The organism is Algorimicrobium echini (assembly GCF_900115185.1).
Classification (GTDB): Bacteria; Bacteroidota; Bacteroidia; order Flavobacteriales; family Flavobacteriaceae; genus Algorimicrobium; species Algorimicrobium echini.
This window is the reverse complement of the sequence record NZ_FOVN01000001.1, coordinates 1,241,570-1,261,401: the sequence shown is the minus strand read 5'-3', so window position 1 is coordinate 1,261,401 and position 19,832 is coordinate 1,241,570. Positions and strand designations below refer to the sequence as shown.

15 protein-coding genes, 1 tRNA gene and 1 riboswitch are annotated in these 19,832 nt (G+C 34.1%); of the genes, 4 read left to right on the top strand and 12 right to left on the bottom strand.

The genetic code is table 11. The annotated features are described in order from the left end of the window. Nucleotides 1-34: 34 nt before the first annotated feature. On the bottom strand, nt 35-1,117 hold the full coding sequence (locus BM239_RS05675; RefSeq protein ID WP_092206640.1) for a homoserine dehydrogenase family protein: 1,083 nt from the start codon (nt 1,115-1,117) through the stop codon (nt 35-37). Further along, nucleotides 1,104-2,273, bottom strand: coding sequence for a trans-sulfuration enzyme family protein (locus BM239_RS05670; RefSeq protein ID WP_092206639.1), 1,170 nt, complete (start codon nt 2,271-2,273; stop codon nt 1,104-1,106). Before BM239_RS05670 ends, BM239_RS05675 begins: the two co-directional genes overlap by 14 nt. Before the next feature lie 123 nt (nt 2,274-2,396). Continuing rightward, nucleotides 2,397-2,521, bottom strand: a riboswitch (SAM riboswitch). A gap of 256 nt (nt 2,522-2,777) precedes the next feature. Here BM239_RS05670 and metK point away from each other — a divergent pair. Beyond that, entirely contained in the window at nt 2,778-4,067 is a 1,290-nt protein-coding gene (gene metK / locus BM239_RS05665; RefSeq protein WP_092206638.1) for a methionine adenosyltransferase, read from the top strand. 56 nt (nt 4,068-4,123) lie between these two features. On the opposite strand, the gene BM239_RS05660 is transcribed toward metK, so the two are convergent. Beyond that, nucleotides 4,124-4,834, bottom strand: coding sequence for a TIGR04283 family arsenosugar biosynthesis glycosyltransferase (locus BM239_RS05660; RefSeq protein WP_092206637.1), 711 nt, complete (start codon nt 4,832-4,834; stop codon nt 4,124-4,126). A gap of 88 nt (nt 4,835-4,922) precedes the next feature. Here BM239_RS05660 and BM239_RS05655 point away from each other — a divergent pair, with 88 nt between their 5' ends. Next, nucleotides 4,923-5,711 (top strand): DUF547 domain-containing protein, encoded by a 789-nt coding sequence (locus BM239_RS05655; RefSeq protein WP_092206795.1) that lies wholly within the window; start codon nt 4,923-4,925, stop codon nt 5,709-5,711. Between the two features lie 289 nt (nt 5,712-6,000). Here BM239_RS05655 and BM239_RS05650 read toward each other — a convergent pair. The 5 genes from BM239_RS05650 to BM239_RS05630 form a co-directional block, all read right to left on the bottom strand. After that, a tRNA-Tyr gene (locus tag BM239_RS05650) sits at nt 6,001-6,082 on the bottom strand. A 172-nt stretch (nt 6,083-6,254) separates the two neighbouring features. After that, complete coding sequence (locus tag BM239_RS05645; RefSeq protein ID WP_394333915.1) at nt 6,255-7,766, bottom strand: M20/M25/M40 family metallo-hydrolase; 1,512 nt, start codon at nt 7,764-7,766, stop codon at nt 6,255-6,257. A gap of 195 nt (nt 7,767-7,961) precedes the next feature. Then, on the bottom strand, nt 7,962-10,715 hold the full coding sequence (locus BM239_RS05640; protein ID WP_092206635.1) for a TonB-dependent receptor: 2,754 nt from the start codon (nt 10,713-10,715) through the stop codon (nt 7,962-7,964). A gap of 40 nt (nt 10,716-10,755) precedes the next feature. Beyond that, the gene (locus tag BM239_RS05635; protein ID WP_092206634.1) at nt 10,756-11,592 is read right to left on the bottom strand and encodes a GLPGLI family protein; all 837 of its coding nucleotides are present in this window, start codon (nt 11,590-11,592) and stop codon (nt 10,756-10,758) included. Nucleotides 11,593-11,719: 127 nt separating this feature from the next. Then, the gene (locus tag BM239_RS05630; RefSeq protein ID WP_092206633.1) at nt 11,720-12,640 is read right to left on the bottom strand and encodes a GLPGLI family protein; all 921 of its coding nucleotides are present in this window, start codon (nt 12,638-12,640) and stop codon (nt 11,720-11,722) included. Between the two features lie 169 nt (nt 12,641-12,809). On the opposite strand from BM239_RS05630, the gene BM239_RS05625 reads away from it, so the two are divergent. Both BM239_RS05625 and BM239_RS05620 read left to right on the top strand, forming a co-directional pair. Next, nucleotides 12,810-13,586, top strand: a complete 777-nt coding sequence (locus tag BM239_RS05625; RefSeq protein WP_092206632.1) for a hypothetical protein — start codon at nt 12,810-12,812, stop codon at nt 13,584-13,586. Between the two features lie 5 nt (nt 13,587-13,591). Then, nucleotides 13,592-14,206, top strand: a complete 615-nt coding sequence (locus BM239_RS05620) for a deoxynucleoside kinase (RefSeq protein ID WP_092206631.1) — start codon at nt 13,592-13,594, stop codon at nt 14,204-14,206. Between the two features lie 2 nt (nt 14,207-14,208). Here BM239_RS05620 and BM239_RS05615 read toward each other — a convergent pair whose 3' ends face one another. The 4 genes from BM239_RS05615 to BM239_RS05600 form a co-directional block, all read right to left on the bottom strand. Beyond that, nucleotides 14,209-15,240 carry an App1 family protein gene (locus BM239_RS05615; protein ID WP_317042720.1) on the bottom strand — a complete coding sequence of 344 codons (1,032 nt, stop codon included), beginning with the start codon at nt 15,238-15,240 and terminating at the stop codon, nt 14,209-14,211. Continuing rightward, nucleotides 15,216-16,481, bottom strand: a complete 1,266-nt coding sequence (locus tag BM239_RS05610; RefSeq protein WP_092206629.1) for an MgtC/SapB family protein — start codon at nt 16,479-16,481, stop codon at nt 15,216-15,218. Before BM239_RS05610 ends, BM239_RS05615 begins: the two co-directional genes overlap by 25 nt. A 129-nt stretch (nt 16,482-16,610) precedes the next feature. After that, nucleotides 16,611-19,052, bottom strand: coding sequence for a sodium-translocating pyrophosphatase (locus BM239_RS05605; RefSeq protein ID WP_092206628.1), 2,442 nt, complete (start codon nt 19,050-19,052; stop codon nt 16,611-16,613). A 115-nt stretch (nt 19,053-19,167) separates the two neighbouring features. Continuing rightward, nucleotides 19,168-19,695 carry an inorganic diphosphatase gene (locus BM239_RS05600; RefSeq protein ID WP_092206627.1) on the bottom strand — a complete coding sequence of 176 codons (528 nt, stop codon included), beginning with the start codon at nt 19,693-19,695 and terminating at the stop codon, nt 19,168-19,170. Between the last annotated feature and the right edge of the window lie 137 nt (nt 19,696-19,832).

The window sequence follows — 19,832 nt, the reverse complement described above, 5'->3', positions numbered from 1 at the left end:
AAGCATCTATTGGAACATTTCGCATTATAAATTATTAATTTAAACTGTTAGATAACTTTACAATATCTGAAAACAGTCCTCTAGCTGTTACAGCTTTTCCTGCTCCAGCGCCTTGAATAACAAAAGGCTTTTCGCCATAAGACTCTGTGAAAATTTCAAAAATGGAATCTGCTCCCTTTAGTTGTCCAATTGGTGATTGTTTCTGCTCTGTAATTAATTTCACCTCTAATGTTTGCCTAACTACATCCAACTCGCCAACATAACGTAAAACTTGATTTTTGCTCAAAGCTGTTTTCCGTTTTTGAAATGGCAAATCTAGCTCCTTTACTCGCGCATTAAATTGCTGCACATTGGTTTTTCCGTTTAGCTTTTTTGGTACTAGAGACTCTATTTTCACTTGCTGAAATTCTGTTTTTAAATTGAGTTCTCTAGCTAGAATTAACAGTTTTCTAGCCACATCATTTCCTGATAAATCTTCCCGTGCATCAGGCTCTGTCAAGCCTAATTTGGAGGCTTGCGAAAGCACTTTAGAAAATGACACGTCCGACTCTGAATACTCATTAAAAATATAACTTAATGACCCTGAAAATACACCGCGTATTTTAGCAATATGCTCACCAGAATTATATAAATTTTTAATGGTTTCTATAATAGGTAAACCTGCACCAACATTGGTTTCATATAAAAATGATTTGTTATGCTTCCGTAACGATTGACGTAAGGCTTCATAAAAATCATAACTCAAGGTATTTGCTACTTTATTTGCCGAAACGATATGAAATCCGTTTTCAATTAACGGCACATAATTTTGAACAAAATCCACACTAGCTGTTGCATCAATAGCAATGACATTTTTGATTTTTTTTGCTTTAATAAATTGAATAATATCCTCAATTTTATAAGGCTCCGAAAACTTCTCAAAATCAATTAACCATGAATTTTCAATTCCATTCTCGTTATAAAAAGCTAATTTGGAATTGGTAATTATTGGTATCTCAATCTGCAATTGATGTTTTAATTGCAGATTGGATTGTGCCATGTTAATTTGTTGAATTAAGGTACTTCCTACATTTCCTATTCCGAAAATAACTACATGAATATGCTTACTGTTTGACATAATTTCTTGTTGTTTTTACAGCAGCAAATGCTTTTGACAAATCAGTTATTAAATCTTCAGCGTCTTCAATACCACAGGATAAACGAATTAAAGAATCTTTAATTCCAGCTTGTAAACGGCGTTCACGTGGTACCGAGGCATGCGTCATTTGCGGTGGATGACAAAGCAAGCTTTTAACACCTCCTAAACTTTCTGCTAATTTGAAATAATTTGTACTTGTTACAAATTGATTGGCAGCTTCTTGCGTATCTTCTTTTAAAGAAAAGGAAACAATTCCTCCAAATAAACCATTTTGTTGACGTTTAGCTATTTCGTGATTTTTATGGGTTACCAAACCAGGAAAATACACGTCTTGAACTGCCGGATGATTGACCAAAAATGCCGCAACAGCAAAGGCGTTTTCACATTGCTTTTTATAACGAAGTTCCAAGGTTTCGATACCTCTAATAGTAAGAAAACAGTCCCAAGGCCCCAAAACACCGCCCGAAGCATTTTGAACAAATTTAATTTTTTCTGATAATTCAGGTGTTTTTGTAACGACTAAACCAGCCACTAAATCGGAGTGTCCACCAATATATTTAGTGCCGCTATGGATAACAATATCAGCACCTAATTTAAGTGGTTGTTGCGCAATGGGACTAGCAAATGTATTATCAACCACCAAATAAGCACCAATACTTTTGGCAATTTTTGCAATTTCCTGAATATCGGAAACTTTCAAGGTTGGGTTGGTTGGCGATTCAATCCATATCAATTTCGTTTTACTACTAATGGCATTTGCTACATTGTCAGGATTGGTTGTATCGACATAATTAATTTTAACACCTAACTTTTCATAAACATGGGTAAATAAACGATAGGCACCACCATAAATATCATCTACAGCTACAATCTCATCGCCATGGGTCAATAATTTTAACACTGCATCTATTGCTGCTAACCCTGTAGAAAATGCAAAGCCAGAATGTCCAGCCTCTAATTGGGCTACGACATCTTCTAAAACTTTACGAGTTGGGTTGTTGCTTCGAGCATAATCAAAGCCTTTGTTGACACCAGGAGCCTCCTGAATAAATGTTGATGTTTGGTACACTGGTACCGAAATAGCACCCGTTAATGGATCACTAGGAATGGAATGGATAATTTTTGTTGCACTCATTTTTCTAATTTTTTTGAGTTAATAAATGATTAAACCAAAAGTCAAATAGGCTTCGTTTGGAAGCGTACCTAATAGAAAAATGTTAAAAAGAAAAAATCGAATTACAGATGAGTAATTTCGTTTGTGTTATCTATCCAATTTCTAATAAATGAATTAAAAATTAAGTAGAATGTAGCACCTTCTTTGTATAGAACAAAGGGTTGCTAAGGCTTCAACGGGTCTAATCCCTCCACCTTTCTTGATAACATTTCAGTAAGTTTTTGAACTTTGTGAGGACAAATATTGCAATACAAAATTGTAAAAACCAAATTAATTGTGAAAAAAAGGCCAAAAAATTTTTGTTCCATTTTAATTTCTTACTTTTGCCAAGTAATAATTTAGAGGAAAAATTTGTCTGATTGCAACCTCATAAAAAAATGCTAAAGCAGTTCTACTCTACTACTCTAGCAGGCCTTAGCAATCACATAATTTTTCAAATTGTATAACGCATAAATACGTGAAAATATGCCATATTTATTTACTTCAGAAAGTGTTTCTGAAGGACATCCAGATAAAGTTGCCGATCAGATAAGTGACGCATTAATTGATAATTTTTTAGCTTTTGACCCTGAATCTAAAGTTGCTTGTGAAACATTAGTAACAACAGGACAAGTTGTTCTGGCTGGTGAAGTAAAATCGAACACCTACCTAGATGTTCAAAAAATTGCACGTGACACCATTAATAAAATTGGTTATACCAAGGGCGCCTACATGTTTGATGGCAGTTCCTGCGGTGTGTTTTCAGCAATTCATGAGCAATCTGAAGATATTAATCGTGGTGTAGATCGTGCTAGCAAAGAGGAACAAGGTGCAGGCGATCAAGGTATGATGTTTGGTTACGCCACGAGTGAAACAGAAAACTATATGCCTTTAGCATTAGATTTATCGCATAGATTATTATTGGAATTGGCAGAATTAAGACGTGAAAACAAAGATATTACTTATTTACGCCCAGATTCTAAAAGCCAAGTGACCATTGAATACAGTGATGATAATGTTCCGCAACGTATTGAAGCCATAGTTGTTTCCACGCAACATGACGAATTTGTTTTACCGAAATCAAAATCTGCAGTAGATAAAAATGCAGCTGAAGAGGAAATGGTAGCACAAATAAACAAAGACATTAAGGAGATATTAATTCCACGCGTGGTAGCAAAACTTCCAGAACATATTCAGGTATTGTTTAATGATGACATCACCTATCATATCAACCCTACTGGTAAATTTGTTATAGGTGGACCACATGGTGATACAGGTTTAACAGGACGAAAAATTATTGTAGACACCTATGGCGGAAAGGGCGCACATGGTGGTGGTGCTTTTTCAGGAAAAGACCCAAGTAAAGTAGATAGAAGTGCTGCTTATGCAACAAGACATATAGCTAAAAACTTGGTAGCTGCTGGTATTGCTGAAGAAGTTTTGGTTCAAGTGAGTTATGCTATTGGTGTTGTTAAACCGACTTCTATTTACATTGACACGTATGGTACCTGTCCTTTTAATTTAACAGATGGTGAAATAGCACAGAAAGTGTCTGAAATTTTTGACATGCGACCATTTGCTATTGAAAATCGCTTGAAATTACGTCAGCCTATGTACAGTGAAACAGCTGCCTATGGCCATATGGGACGCAATAATGAAACTATTAGTAAAACATTTGAACAGTTAAATGGTGAATCTATTACTTTGGATGTCGAGTTATTTACTTGGGAAAAATTAGATTATGTAGATAAGGTAAAAGCTGCGTTCGAATTATAATGTTATCAATAAAAAATCGCTAAAAGCCTGACATTTTTTGTTAGGCTTTTTTTGTGTTAAACCGTTTTAAGCATTCGGCCATATAAGGCCTTTAATTTTTCGGGATTGTAACCACACTTAAATAGTAAAACCATTATTAAATTGCATAAATTAACTTTTATATAGGAATTATTATCATATTTTCTAGCAGAAACAATTAAATCGTCATTTACAATTGTGTATCGTGTTTTTGCTTTCTTCATACGCTTGAAAAATTCAAAATCCTCCATCAAAACCTGATCTTCATTAAAAGCACCTAATCTTTGAAACACCTCTTTTTTAATAAACAAACATTGGTCGCCTCCACCTGTAAAGACTCCATCTGTTTTAGTAAAATGCGCATTAATTTTTAGCCAAAAACTATCGGAATCAAATTGATAAGAAAAGAATCCTGCATCCATTCCAGATACTATGGTTTCTTGAATACTCTTGAAAAAGGTTTTCGGTGGAATTACATCGGCATGGAGAAAAACAAGAATGTTACCTCGCGCATTTTTAGCTGCTTGGTTCATTTGAACTGCTCGTCCTTTTTCTTTACATTTTTCAATTAAAACTTCTTTTGAAGAAAAACAGGAAGCATCTAAATTATTGGACTCTGATGATAAAGCAATAATTATTTCTATATGAAATCCTTCAGAAATAGCTAATAGTCGTGGCACTAAAACCAACAAATTTTCCCGTTCATTATGGGCTGGAATAATTACAGAAATCTTTCTACTTAAAACCATATTCAAGAAATATACGTAAATTTATAAGAAAAGGATTTGTGCTCAATAATTAGAGCAAATTTATCCGCTTTAAATGAAAAACAACCTCATGAACATAAAACAATTTAAACACACCATTCTATTTATAAGTGTCTTTCTGGTTTCCCTACTAGGGATTGGTCAGACAAATAGCCATAATAATACAAACTTTAATAAACTTTCAGAACAACTTTTAATTAAAATTAAAAACGGACAAGAAACTCAAGACCTTGAAAGCATACTTAAAAACACCACATTAGAAATTTTAAGTACTAACCTTAATACGGATTCTGAAAAGTTAGCGTTTTGGGTAAATATTTACAATGCCTACATTCAAATTATATTATCCAAGCACCCAGAATTATATGAAGACCGAGGTTCATTTTTCAAGAAAAATCAAATAGCTATTGCTGGAAAAATGCTGTCTTTTGATAAGATAGAGCATGGTATTATTAGAAAATCGCAGTGGAAATTAGGCATGGGATACATTCGGAAATGGTTTCCTAATAAATTTGAACGGAAGTTGCGCGTTGATGAACGCGATTACAGAATACATTTTGTGCTAAATTGTGGCGCGAAAAATTGTCCTCCTATCGCTATTTATACACCCGATAAGTTAGAAGCTCAATTTGATATGAGTTCCAGAAATTATTTAATAAAAACAACCACTTATGATAGCGAAGAGAAAACAGTAACTATTTCACCCTTATTTAAATGGTTTCGTGGCGATTTTGGATGTAAAGATGACATCAAGAAGATTTTAAAATCTTATGCCATTTTAAATACTACTGAAAAAGTTTCTATTGAATATGGTAATTATGATTGGACTTTGGATTTAGACAATTGGGTAAAGCAATAATTGAAATCCAAAGTGGATATTTAAAATTCAAGCATAAACTCCGCTGATTTTGCTCAACACTCTAGATCACCAAAATTTAAACGTTAACGCCATATTATTTAATCTTAATAACATAGTTTTTGGATTAAAGGATTAACTGCGTTGATCCTGCTTAACACTTTTAGAAATTGAAAAAATCAAACTGAAAAAACAGTTTATTTTTTGTGTTATAAAATACGCTGTGAGTAAACTCACACATATTTTATAACACAAAAAATCCACACTTCCGTGTGGATTTTTCGAGTTAAAGTGGGGAGAGCAGGATTCGAACCTGCGAAGACGTAGTCAGCAGATTTACAGTCTGCCCTCGTTGGCCGCTTGAGTATCTCCCCAAAACCGACAGCAAATATATTACAGTTTTCTTTCTTTTTGCTAAAAAGAGCACACATTTTTAATTTAATTTTTACAGTAAAAACACAAAAAACTCATAATGAAACCATTAGTTTTATTATGAGTTTTCTTTTCCAAACGGCCTATCGGGAAAATTATTTTTATTCTAACAATTTAATCATCAATACCACCTTTGCGTTGTGGAGAACGTGGTTCTGGCCATGTGCGTTGCTCGCCTGTTCTAGAATTAACAGGTAAAATTATCTTTTCGGAAGATGCTCGGTTAGGGTCTTCACAAGCCATATACACTAAAATAGCAGTTAAAATTGCGTTGCTTCTTACATCATCAAAAACAATTTTATCGTAAGTATCTCTATTGGTATGCCAGGTATAGTTCCAATAAGACCAATTTAATGAGCTTAAATTAAACGAAGGCGCACCTGCTGCTAAAAACGACGCATTATCCGATCCGCCTCCACTTGGAGAACCAGGAAAATTAGTTTCAATATGTTTTGAAATTTCATTAGGTACTGGTTCTAACCATCGCGATAAATACTCATATGCATGCAAAAATCCGGCACCAGAAAGATTTACAACTCGGCCTGTTCCGTTATCCTGATTAAAAACCGCTTGAATGTTTTTAACTATTTCAGGATGATCTTCCACAAAAGCACGAGAACCATTTAAACCTTGCTCCTCACTGCCCCAGTGTCCAACTAAAATAGTTCGTTTTGGATTTGGATATACTTTTTTTAGAATACGCATTGCTTCCATCATAACCAAAGTACCTGTACCATTATCAGTTGCTCCAGTACCACCGTCCCAAGAATCGAAATGCGCAGACAACACAACATATTCGTTAGGTTTTTCAGTTCCTTTAATTTCTGCTATGGTATTATAGGTATCTACTACTCCTAAATCTTTAGATTCTGCTACAATTTTTACTCGTGGCTTGCTACCAGATTCTACTAAACGATATAACATGGAATAATCCTCTAATTCAATATCAACTGTCGGAATTTTTTCAGTTCTAGCACTAAAAATTTTGTTAGAACCAAATGCTTTGGACCAATATGAGGTTATAATTCCAGCTGCTCCAGCCGTTTCCAATGCTTGATTGATACTTCGCGATGTGTACCCCATTCTTCTTAAATTAGCATACCATTCTGTTGAAAGTGAATCGCGTACTTTTTTCATTTTTGTAAAAGATTCTTCTGTAGCAAATTCTTCCCAATTATAATCTGGACGACCCGTAATCTGATACATAGACGTCATAACAAATTTACCTTTAACATTCTTTAGCCAGTTATTAAACTCTATAGAATCTTTAACGGTTGGGAGGGTTATTACTTCAGCAGTAACACCTTTTGAGCCTGTACTCGGATTCCAAGCTAATTGCATACCATCCAAAGTTTGGATTCTTGGATACACCATATCAATATGAGTAATTCCCCGTTCCCATGCTCGCCATTGTCCCCATTTTTCATTTCTCGCTGAAATGTCCCATTTATCATATTGCGCAACAGCCCAATCATTGGCCTGTTTCATTTGGGGTGTTCCTACTAAACGCGGTCCAATAACATCTAACATTTCGTGAGCTAAACGCTCTAATTGTGAATTTTCAGTGGCCTCCTTAACAATACTTTCAACAACCGCATCTGTATTTTGCGCTTGTATGAAACCCATCGAAAATAATGCTATAGTAGCCAAACTGTGAGTGAAAAAATGTTTCATATTTATAGGTTTATAATATAATTAGTGGTCTTCCAAATTACAATATTTCTTTTATAAAGGCTGTTAAAATTAATTTATACTATTTACTTAAAACAAATAAGAGGCATTACAACGTAATACCTCTTTGAATTATAAACTATATGTTGATTACAAATTATAGATAACACGTAATGTTACAAAACGTGGCTGAATAAAATAATCATTAGTGCTAACAGATAATGTTCCAGCGTTAGTTTGACTTTGCGATTGGGTATTTAGTAAGTTGGTTGCTTTCAATTCAAATTCCCATTTAGCATCAGCATCTTTTCGGTACGCTAAAGACGCATCCCAAAAATCGAAACTATTAATTTTACCAACTTCATCACTCAACAAGTTATACTCGTAGCTTGTTTTAAATGTAAAAGCATTCCAAATAAGCGCATCAAATTCAATTTTTGGTGCATTTGTATAAAATTTTGAACGTCTATTACCTTGATCATTGTCCTGTATACCATAGGTATAGCTTACTTCAAAATTTGGTGCTTCCCGGTAATTGGAGCGTAAGGAAGCTGTATAAGATTGGTTATAGTTTTCGTTAACCGAACGTGCAAGTTCGCCTGGATTGTCTCTTGTTGAAATAAATTGATTGAATTTTGCATAACTAAAATTAGCTTGAGCTGTTGCTCGTAATTTTCCAAAAGCACGCTGAAAACGACCGTTTGCTGAAAAGCTCTCGTCAGCAAAATTAGAGTTAAAAGGAGTTCCTACACGAATAACACTTCCAGGCTGAAACTCGGAAGCTGTTCTTATTTGATCTATGTTTTTGGTGTAGTTTACACGTGCAAAGACATTAGTATAGTTAAACATGTTAAAACTAAAATACATTAAGCTTAAATTATGAGCTATAGAACTTTCTAATTCTTGATTACCTGTAAAGAATGAATTATATCTGTTTAACACCAAACCTTCCGCTAATTGATTAACATCTGTAAACTGGGTTTGCATGCGGTAGTTGAACGTTAATGTTTCACTCTTTTTAAATTGAATACGCGTATTGAAATCTGGTAAAACCCTGAAAAAATTATCAGTATAGCTTACACCAAACTGCTCGTTTTTAGCACTATAAGAATGAGCCGATAAACCAGGCGTAAAGGTGAAAATCCCTGCTTTTAATTGATAATGCAACCCAACATATAAATCTGTAAAGGTATAATTGATATCATTTTCTGGATCATAGATAACAGGTTGATTATTAAAGGTAGTTCCATCGTCTAACGTTTGAAATATTTCAGAATTAAACTTCTGATTACTTAAAATAGTACCAACAGTTAGGTTTATATTACTTTTATTATTTAACACGTTCCAATAATCTAACTTGGCATCCAACTGATTGGATTTTACACGTTTGTTTTGAGATAAATTGTATCTAAACTGATCCTGATTCATACCTAAATCTTCTGCGGTATCATCATAAGGATCATTTGGCATATCTGTGTTGTTTGTTGGGTCGTTTTCTAAAATTGCGTTGTAGAATGGGTCTTCGTCTTTTATTAAGTGTATTGCTTCAAAAGCAAAAATATTTTTTTCATTCAATGTGTAGTAGTAGTTCAAATTCTGATTAATACTAAACGGATTGGTCTCTTCATTTTGAGCCACACCACCAATGACAGTAGAAAACAAATTTTGTTCTTGTGTTTCTTGAGACATCCTACCTAATATTTCATAATCCAACTGATTACTAGCATTTGGTTTGTATTTAGCACTTAATTTTAACATCCCTAAATCACTACGTTGGGTTGTGTTACTTTGAGTACTCTCGTCTGGGATTCCTAATTCAGGATCGTTGTAAATAACGTCACTATTCTCCTGTAAGCGAATTTTGTTTCCAGTATAAATTCCAAAACCACTTAAATCTAACTTATCATTGGGAGAATAACTGAAGTTAGCTGCACCAAAACGTGCATTTATTTCTTTGGCTCGATTATTTTGAAGCGACAAAAAGGCTAAACCATTGTCACTTAAGTTTAAATTAGTTCCACTGGACTGACTTGGTCTGTTAAAACCGCCAGCAAAATTAAAATAATCCCGACGTGTAAAGGCTAACTCACCTATATTATTAATGTCGCCAATAACATTCACGCTGTATTTTGGACTGTAATAAAACAGCTTGGGTTGGGCTAAGTACAAACCATTATCGTCCGCAACACCAGCACCAGCCGTAACCGTTCCAAACCAAAAAGCGTCTTTTCCCTCTTTTAGTTTAATATTAATAGCTATATTATCTTGATTATTCTGAACACCACTTAATTGGCCAACTTCGGCATAATTTTTTAAGACTTGTACTTTATCTACCGCATTTGCTGGAATGTTTTTGGTTGCTAATTTTGAATCGCCATCAAAAAAATCTTTACCTTCTACCATGACTTTAGAAACCACTTTACCTTCAACTTCTATTTGGCCATCGGCATTTATTTCAACTCCTGGTAAATTTTTAAGAACATCTTCTAGCTTTCTTTCAGTTCCTTTATTAAATGAATCAGCATTATAAATAAGTGTATCCCCTTTTATAGTTACTGGCATTTCGTAAACCAACTCCACCTCGTCTAATGCATTATCATTTTCCAATGTAAAATTTTTAGTTACATCTGCTTCTTTGGTGGAAATAGAAGCATCGGCTGTTTTCATACCAATATAACTAACCTGAATTTTATAATCTGTATTTTTTTCTAAAGACAGTTTATAACGTCCTTGATCGTTGGTAATTCCATAGGAATCCAATTTGTTAGTTAGTTGATTGATGGCGATAACATTGGCTAATTCTAGTGGGTTACCGATGCTATCTTTTACAACACCTTCTATTTTTACTTGGGAAAAAGTGGCACATCCTACTAAAAGTAAAATTGCCGTCATTATATGTTTCATTTAAATGGTAATTGGTTTGTTAGTTTTAAATATTCAATCTTTATCGGCCTCTGCGACCACTATACATGTCACGCATTTCAGCCATTTTTTTCTGTACTATGTTTTGGTATTCTTTTTTTGTTACTTCTTTGCCTTTACTTGGTGCTTCAATTTTAGTTTTCTCCTCTGGATTCATCACAATTTTAGAGCATAAAATAGTTGTATTGTCTGCACTCACTTCTAAAATTAATCCAGGTAAACCTGTATACTCACCTGGTCCATGACTAACTGGAATTTGAGGAGTATACCATGCCTCGATTTGGGTCATTTTTATTTGCTTTATTTTTGTAGTGTCTGCTGTTGCTGCTGTTTCAGTTTCATTATTTCTTAACCTATCCCATGAAAAATCATACCAATACAGTTCAGTAGACGGAATCAATGCTACGGCTTTCATACAGTGATACTCACCAACTTTTTTGGTTTCGTTTGTTAAACTCCATTCTATAAGTTGTAGTTTATCTTTTACTAAAAACTGCTTACCGTAAAACTCTTGACTTTGTAATAAGGTGTTTGATTTTACATTTTTGTAAAGTTCCCCTGGCGCAAAATTTTTACCCCAAGAATCAGTAGCACCAGAAATAGCATCTAATTTTTCATCTTCATCATAAACAGATTCTTCGATACTGAACGTAAGGATATATACTTTCTCTAATCTATTTTTTAATCGTTCTTGTATTTGTTTCTTTTGAGCTTCACTCATGGTAGCGCCCCAATTTCCCAATTCCAATTTGGATTTAGTAGAATAATAAGCTTTACCTTGAAAGTTTTGAGCTATGGTATTAATTGATATGAAACCCGTTAAAACAAGTGCTAGGAAATGAGTGAAAGTTGTATTCATAATAAAGTTTTGTTTATTTTTTTTATATCAAAGTTAAACAAAACGACTGGTTTCGTATCATTAATTCGTATTTCTTTTGAGTAATTAAATTAGTCCACACCAAAACAACTAGCTTTTAGCCAACAACTTAACGTCCACGGCCTCCACCACGACCTCCTCTTCCGCCATACATTTCACGCATTTCTTCCATTTTTTGTTTCATAATGGTATTATATTCATCACGTGTAACTTCCTTACCCTTTGATGGCTTTTTTATTTCGTCTTTCTCGGACGGATTTAAAACAATTTTAGAACAAAGCATTGTGGTTCTATCTGCATTAATTTCTAAAATAAGCCCTGGAAGTCCCCAATATTCACCTGGCCCATTATTAACAGGAATTTGAGGTGTATACCATGCGGTAACGGTTATTTCTTTTGGCACCTCAATTTCAGACATAAAATCTTTACCAGTAGAGTTGGTTGCAGTAGAATCTGTTTCAACTTTCAACGAATCCTTACTTTGTTCTTTAGTTTCGTTTTCTTTATTTCTATCCGATCTTCTACGCATGCTAGTCCAATCAAATTCGTCAACTGTTTTTACAGCAGTTGCTTTAAAACACATATACTGCCCAATTTGTCTTGTTTCGCCACTTAATTCCCAATCCAAATCTTTTAAGGCATCTACTATAAGAAACTGTTTCCCAAAAAACTCTTGTTCTTGGAGCATTTGTTTGTCTTTAATATTCTTGTATTGTGCACCTCCTGTAAAGCTACCCATCATACCAAACCCTCTACCACTTCCTGGAGCTTCTAATTTTTCCTCCTCTTTGTAGGTTGATTCCGTTTGTGAAAACGTTAGCACATACGTTTTTTCGAGCATGGATTTCATCCGTTCCATTATTTGCTTTTTCTGCTGCTCACTCATTTGGCGTCCACCCCAATTATCCAAATCCATTGTGGTTTTAGTTTGGTAATAGGCCTTACCTTGAAAATCTTGTTGAGCATAGCTAAAAGAGGCAGTTGTGAATACTAAACACAAAATTGCGACAAACTTGTAAAATTGATTCATGTGAAAGTTTTATATGTTTTATTAAATATAGCCTGATTATTAGCTGTTAGACTGATTAAAAGGTAAAATGTTAATTTATTAAGTGTTAAAGTTTTCTTAAAAAGAAAATAACGATGATTAACAAACTAAAAACTTTAGATTAGTTTGAATTTTGTACTTTTCAAATGTCATGAAAAAACTTACTGTAATATTTAGTTTAGTATCACTATCTGTTTTTGCACAAGATAGCATTCCAACTATTAATCAATCTAATATCCCATTAGAAGTAGAAACCATAATTGGACTAGATAACTTTGGTACTACTTACTATGAAACAAATAATATTTTTTATAAGAAAACGGCTGATAAAACAATCAATTATAGCAACGTTCAATTAGGAAAAATAACCTCTATAGATGTTTTTAATCCATTAAAACTAATCACCTTTTTTAAAGATTTTAACACGGTAATTATATTAGATAATCGTTTAGCTGAAATTTTACGCATTGATTTTAATACGGTTCAACCTTATAAGAATGTTAGTTTCGTATCGTTAGGAAATGATAATACTATTTGGATTTTCAATCAAGATAATCAGCAATTGGAGCTGTATGATTACAAAGCAAAATCCGTCAGAGCAACTACCATGCCTGTCGTTTCTAATGTATTATCCCTTACTAGCAATTATAATTATGCATGGCTTCTAACGGAGAATTATATTTATAAATATAGTTATTTTGGAAGTTTAATTTTTAAAATTAAAAACAAAGGATACACCAAAATTTTAGAGCGTAATGATGATATTATTCTGCAGAAGAAAAACAGCCTCTACTTTTTGAATGATAAAACACTAGAAATTTCGCCTATTGCACTACCTAATTTGTTAATAAATCAGTTTTTAGTAACGGGTGAAACCTTGTATATTTACGATTCTAAAATTCTACATGAATTCCAACTAAAAAAATAAAACGTATGCATGTTGCAGTAGCCGGAAATATTGGTGCAGGAAAAACCACACTTACCAAATTATTAGCCAAACATTACAAATGGGAACCGCAACTTGAGGACGTGGTAGACAATCCGTATTTAGATGATTTCTATAACCAAATGGAGCGTTGGAGTTTCAATTTACAAGTGTATTTTTTAAACAGCCGTTTTCGTCAAGTCAATCAGATTAGAGAAAGTGGTAAGGATATTATTCAGGATCGAACTATTTATGAAGATGCTCATATTTTTGCACCTAATTTACATGCTATGGGACTCATGACAAATCGGGATTTTGAAAATTACCGCTCATTATTTGATTTAATGGAATCCTTTGTTCAAGGACCCGATTTATTAATTTACCTACGAAGTTCAATTCCTAATTTAGTAAATCAGATTCATAAGCGTGGCCGCGATTACGAAAACACTATTAGCATTGATTATTTAAGCCGCTTAAATGAACGCTATGAAGCTTGGATTCATGGTTATGATAAAGGCAACTTGCTAATAATAGATGTAGACAATATGGATTTTGTGGCTAACCCAGAAGATTTAGGGACTATTATCAATAAAATAGAAGCACAAATTCATGGGCTTTTTTAGTATCATTTTATAAAACCATTTGCTCTGGCATGTAAAATAGCTTGTTCACTATTGTCCATAAGTAAAACTGATGTTGTTTTATAATTTTCAAATAGGGTTTTAATTCGCTGCATGTTCTTTTTATGATTCACCCGTCTTAAATAAATGGCTAAAATTCGGTTGGGAAAACAATCTGCAATTTCTTTGTAAATATCAGCATCATGCTCACCACTATCACCTAATAAAATAAATTGCAAATTTGGATAAGCTTCTAATATGTGAATTATTTCTTTTTGTTTCTGTGGCTTATCATTTTGACGTTTTTTTTTAAAAACCGAATTCATACTGCGCAACAAAATGGGGCCTTTAGGGAAATTATTTTCTTTAAGAAAATAATCTAAATACCGATACATATTCCAAGGACTATGACTAACATAAAAAATAGGATTTGCATTCCCACCCGATTTCCCACGATGGAGCATCTGATAAAATTTGGCAGCACCTTCTAATGGAATTCGACTAAAAGCCCCTTTAAAGAACGTATTAAATAAAACACGCCATTTTAATCTTGATACAACACCAGTATGCAAAATGGTATCATCAATATCACTAATGACTCCGTATTCAGAACTTTCACTTGGTATTAATATTTCGGCAGGAAAACGGTTGTTATTAGTAATGGTTCTTTTAATTGTTACATCACTAAACGAAGCTACAATAGGCAACCAACCCTCACTGTTTACTAATGCACGTAATCCAATCAATTGTTTTTCGCATTTAAAATAGCCATGATTGTCCGTTTCAACTTTTAGCACTTGGTTATTTGGAAGCTTTAAGTTTATTTCAACATGTTTTACTTCATCGCTTTCAAAACGTTTATAAGTATTTATTAGTAATTTGAACCAGCCCTTGTCATCTAAATTAATAGATTCGTCCTCAAGCGCTCTGCCTCTTAAATAAAAATGTGTGTCACTTCCATAACTATGAAATGTTATAATTTGGAAAGGATCTTTTTTTAACCAACCCATCATTATAAGTGCCAAGATTCTGGCCAAAGCCAAATAATTAATAAACCGGTTACTAGTGCTATGCCAAATGCTGAAACAAGCCATTTAACGATATCTTTGGCTCCGAGCATTATTGCCATAACGCCCTTAAATACCAAATTGGATAGAGACGCTAAAAGGATAAGTTTCCAGCCTAAATCGGTTTGTAAGCGTTCACCTTTAATCATTTGTGATAAAGATAAGGTTATAGCATCGACATCGGTAAGACCACTAATAATAGAAACAACGTAAAGAGCATTATTACCAAATTGCTTTTTTGTAAAGGCTACTGCTAATAGAATAGCGCCATATAAAAGCCCGAATATCAGAGCACTTTTAAATTGAGCTGGATTACTAGGTTCAGGCATTTCATCATTGGATTTGTTTTTATTAATCCGATGAAACAACAATATACATATAACAGTTAGAATGGCAATTTCGGCAATAATAGGCAGTGCCATTAGACCTAATTTTTCAGGAATTACCACACCCACTTCAATTAAAACACGAACCAAGGAAACAGTAGACGCTACTGTAATAACAAAAACAGCTAATTTACTTATATCCTTACTATCCTTTGTTTTGCGTGCATAACTAACCGTTGTTGCCGTGCTACTAATTAAACCTCCCAAAATTCCATTGGAAATAATTCCTACTTTTTTCCCTGCAACTTTATAAATAAAATAACCTAACACACTGATACCCACTATTAGCGTAACCATAAGCCAAATACTTCTAGGATTGAGCACATTTAGAGGTCCAAAGGTTTTATTTGGAAGAATAGGAAGTATTATTAAACTAACACCAGCCAAAGTCATAATGGCAGACAGATCTTTTTGACTCAAGTTCTCGATAAAATCATGCAGCTTTTCTTTAATATAAAGTAAAACAGCCATCATCCCTCCAACCAATACGGCTATAGTTTGATTTCCAACCACTAAATAAGCGCCAATAGCAAACATTAACAAAGCAGCAACTTCAGTAGTTTGTCCAACATCTGCTTCCTCAAATTTTTTCATTTTAATAATGTTAGCCACCAAAAGCATTGAAGCTATAGCCAGCCCGAGTGTGGGTAATATAAATGGATTATTATAATCGCGAGTTAGAAAACCTGCTAAAACACCTAAAATAGATATTAAAGTGAAAGTTCTAACACCTGCCATTTCATGATCCGATTTTTGACGTTGAAGACCTACCAAAAGACCCAGACCAAAAGCAATACCTAAAGTTGTTAAATCGTCATAATTCATAATCACTAAAGTAATAAAAAAACAAATCACAGCTTAACAACCAAACTAAATTGTAAGCACCTGTAACTTTCTAAAAGTAAAAAACCACGCATAAGCGTGGTTTTTAAAACAATATTTTATAAGAGTTCGTTATTTAACTTCATTAGGCCTTTTATCGGTAACATCCATTTTAAATTGTGTAGCCTGACCTTTTAATTCAGATATTTTAGCATCAACCTCTTTTTTTGTTCCAGAAACTACAAGCTCTTCTTTAGAAATATCTTCTCCTTTTACATTGGTAATAGAAACAACAGCTTTAGCAAATTCATCGGATTCAATTATAAAATCAACATACACTTTTTTAGCATAAGTATCTCCAACAACTTCTGTTGTAGCTGTCTGCGCTAATCCTGTTTCTACAGAGTGACCTCCTAAAATTGGAGCAATGACTAAACCAATTAAACAGGTTAATTTAATTAAGATATTCATTGATGGTCCAGAGGTATCTTTAAATGGATCTCCTACGGTATCACCAGTTACAGCTGCTTTGTGAGCCTCTGAACCTTTATACGTCATTTCACCATTAATCATCACACCTGCTTCAAAAGATTTTTTAGCGTTATCCCAAGCACCACCTGCATTATTTTGAAAAATAGCCCAAAGCACACCAGAAACTGTAACTCCTGCCATATAACCTCCTAACATTTCAGCAATGGCTAGAGGATTCATTCCAAAAATCATAGGAACAAAAGCAATAATCAGAGGAAAACCAATAGTTAATAAACCTGGCAACATCATTTCCTTTAAAGACGCTTCGGTTGAAATAGCAACACATTTATCATATTCTGGTTTCCCAGTTCCTTCCATTATACCTGGAATTTCTCTAAATTGACGACGTACTTCTTGCACCATTTCCATAGCTGCTTTACCGACTGCGTTCATGGCCAAAGCAGAAAACACAACTGGTACCATACCACCAACAAATAACATGGCTAAAACTGGGGCTTTAAAAATGTTAATACCGTCAATTCCTGTAAACGTTACATAGGCTGCAAATAAGGCTAAAGAAGTTAGAGCCGCAGAAGCAATTGCAAAACCTTTACCTGTTGCAGCTGTCGTATTACCCACTGAATCTAAAATATCTGTACGTTCTCTAACAATTGGCTCTTGTTCGCTCATTTCAGCAATACCTCCAGCGTTATCAGATATTGGTCCAAATGCATCAATAGCTAACTGCATAGCAGTTGTTGCCATCATGGCCGAGGCTGCTAATGCAACACCATAAAACCCAGCAAAAGCATAAGATGCCCAAATAGCTCCTGCAAATAACAACACAGAAGGAAATGTAGAAATCATACCTGTTGCTAAACCAGCAATGATGTTTGTTCCAGCTCCAGTGCTAGATTGTTGAACAATTTTTAAAATAGGTTTTTTACCCAAGCCTGTATAATATTCAGTAACCGATGAAATAACTGCACCAACAACAAGTCCCACTAAAGTAGCATAGAATACGCGCATGGACGAAATTTCTTGTAAACCTTCGCCAAAGAAATTCATTTTCATGGTTTCTGGTAACATCCAGGTTACTAAACCAAAACACGAAATGGCAACTAATGCAATTGAAGTCCAGTTACCAACATTTAAAGCACCCATAACTTGGGCTTCTTTAGCATCGTTACTTTTAATTTTTACCAGCATGGTTCCAATAACCGAAATAATTATACCAGCACCAGCAATTGCCATTGGCAATAAAATTGGACCAATACCTCCAAAGGCATCATCAATCATGCCTCCCATATCTTTTATCACATAGTTACCTAAAACCATAGCTGCTAAAACTGTTGCAACGTAGGATCCAAATAAATCTGCTCCCATACCAGCAACATCACCTACGTTATCACCTACGTTATCTGCAATAGTTGCAGGATTACGAGGATCATCTTCTGGAATTCCTGCTTCAACTTTACCTACTAGATCGGCACCAACATCAGCAGCTTTTGTATAAATACCACCACCAACACGTGCAAATAAAGCAATAGATTCAGCACCTAAAGAAAAGCCAGCTAATGTTTCAAGAACAATAGTCATATCCATAGTGTTTGTCCATTCGCTTCCCATAAAGAACCAAAAGAAAAAGATAAAGAAAGCGGTTAAACCTAATACCGCTAAACCAGCAACTCCAAGTCCCATAACCGTACCACCACCAAACGATATCTTAAGGGCATTAGGTAAACTAGTGCGCGCTGCTTGGGTTGTTCTTACATTAGTTTTGGTTGCTATTTTCATGCCGATATTTCCAGCAAAAGCAGAAAAGATAGCTCCGAAAACAAATGCTATTACAATTAACCAGTGTGTTGTTGGGACAATAAATGAAACCGCAGCAAGTGCAATACTTACAATTAAAACAAATATGGCTAGTAAACGATATTCAGCATTTAAGAAAGCTAAAGCACCTTCATAAATATGATCTGAAATCTCTTTCATCTTCCCGTCTCCAGGGTTTTGTTTCATTACCCATTTTTGTTTAATCACCATATAAATTAAACCTAAAAGTGCCATGGCGATTGGCATATAAATCATCATTGATTCCATATATTAATATTATTTTTAGTTGTTAATTAGCTTGCTAAAGTAGTGAAATACATTAAAACTAAAAAACCCTTCTATTTAATTATAGAAGGGCTTTATTTTACTGTGTTTCTTACAACTAAATGGTAAAATTACCATTCGTTTTATGCGCGCTATTTTCATAACGGTCTAAACATTTATTTAAAATATCATAGGCTTCATCTGCATTTCCCCAGCCGCCAACATCAACTTTTTTCTTTTCTAAATCTTTATAAACTTGAAAAAAGTGTTCAATTTCTTTTATTTGGTGCGGATTCATATCAGACAAATCATTTAAAATATTCCAAATTGGATCTGAAACAGGTACACAAATTACTTTTTCATCGGGACCTTTTTCGTCTGCCATATGGAAAACACCAATTGGTTTTACCTCTACCACGCACATTGGAAAGGTTGGCTCACCTCCTAAAACTAAAACATCTAATGGGTCTCCATCTAGGGCAAGCGTTTCTGGGATAAATCCATAATCTGCTGGGTACATCATGGATGAAAACAGCATACGATCAAAACGTATTTTCTTTAAATCGAAATCATATTCATATTTATTTCTACTGCCTTTCGGTATTTCGATCAATACATCGAAAGATACTTTTCCGTTTTTTGTCATTCTATATTAATTTAACCTTCTAGGTTTGAATTTGTTATTTTTAAAAGAAACAGAAGGCGTTCACTTTATTGAAGCCTCAATTTTTATGGGCTGCAAAGATACACAAGTCTTTGGGTTTGGGCAACTAAATAAATTAG

What these genes read in the sequence shown, in the direction of transcription:
- BM239_RS05675 (WP_092206640.1), bottom strand. Translation starts at nt 1,117, where the DNA reads ATGTCAAACAGTAAGCATATTCATGTAGTTATTTTCGGAATAGGAAAT.
- BM239_RS05670 (WP_092206639.1), bottom strand. Translation starts at nt 2,273, where the DNA reads ATGAGTGCAACAAAAATTATCCATTCCATTCCTAGTGATCCATTAACG.
- metK (WP_092206638.1), top strand. Translation starts at nt 2,778, where the DNA reads ATGCCATATTTATTTACTTCAGAAAGTGTTTCTGAAGGACATCCAGAT.
- BM239_RS05660 (WP_092206637.1), bottom strand. Translation starts at nt 4,834, where the DNA reads ATGGTTTTAAGTAGAAAGATTTCTGTAATTATTCCAGCCCATAATGAA.
- BM239_RS05655 (WP_092206795.1), top strand. Translation starts at nt 4,923, where the DNA reads ATGAACATAAAACAATTTAAACACACCATTCTATTTATAAGTGTCTTT.
- BM239_RS05645 (WP_394333915.1), bottom strand. Translation starts at nt 7,766, where the DNA reads ATGGGTTTCATACAAGCGCAAAATACAGATGCGGTTGTTGAAAGTATT.
- BM239_RS05640 (WP_092206635.1), bottom strand. Translation starts at nt 10,715, where the DNA reads ATGAAACATATAATGACGGCAATTTTACTTTTAGTAGGATGTGCCACT.
- BM239_RS05635 (WP_092206634.1), bottom strand. Translation starts at nt 11,592, where the DNA reads ATGAATACAACTTTCACTCATTTCCTAGCACTTGTTTTAACGGGTTTC.
- BM239_RS05630 (WP_092206633.1), bottom strand. Translation starts at nt 12,640, where the DNA reads ATGAATCAATTTTACAAGTTTGTCGCAATTTTGTGTTTAGTATTCACA.
- BM239_RS05625 (WP_092206632.1), top strand. Translation starts at nt 12,810, where the DNA reads ATGAAAAAACTTACTGTAATATTTAGTTTAGTATCACTATCTGTTTTT.
- BM239_RS05620 (WP_092206631.1), top strand. Translation starts at nt 13,592, where the DNA reads ATGCATGTTGCAGTAGCCGGAAATATTGGTGCAGGAAAAACCACACTT.
- BM239_RS05610 (WP_092206629.1), bottom strand. Translation starts at nt 16,481, where the DNA reads ATGAATTATGACGATTTAACAACTTTAGGTATTGCTTTTGGTCTGGGT.
- BM239_RS05605 (WP_092206628.1), bottom strand. Translation starts at nt 19,052, where the DNA reads ATGGAATCAATGATGATTTATATGCCAATCGCCATGGCACTTTTAGGT.
- BM239_RS05600 (WP_092206627.1), bottom strand. Translation starts at nt 19,695, where the DNA reads ATGACAAAAAACGGAAAAGTATCTTTCGATGTATTGATCGAAATACCG.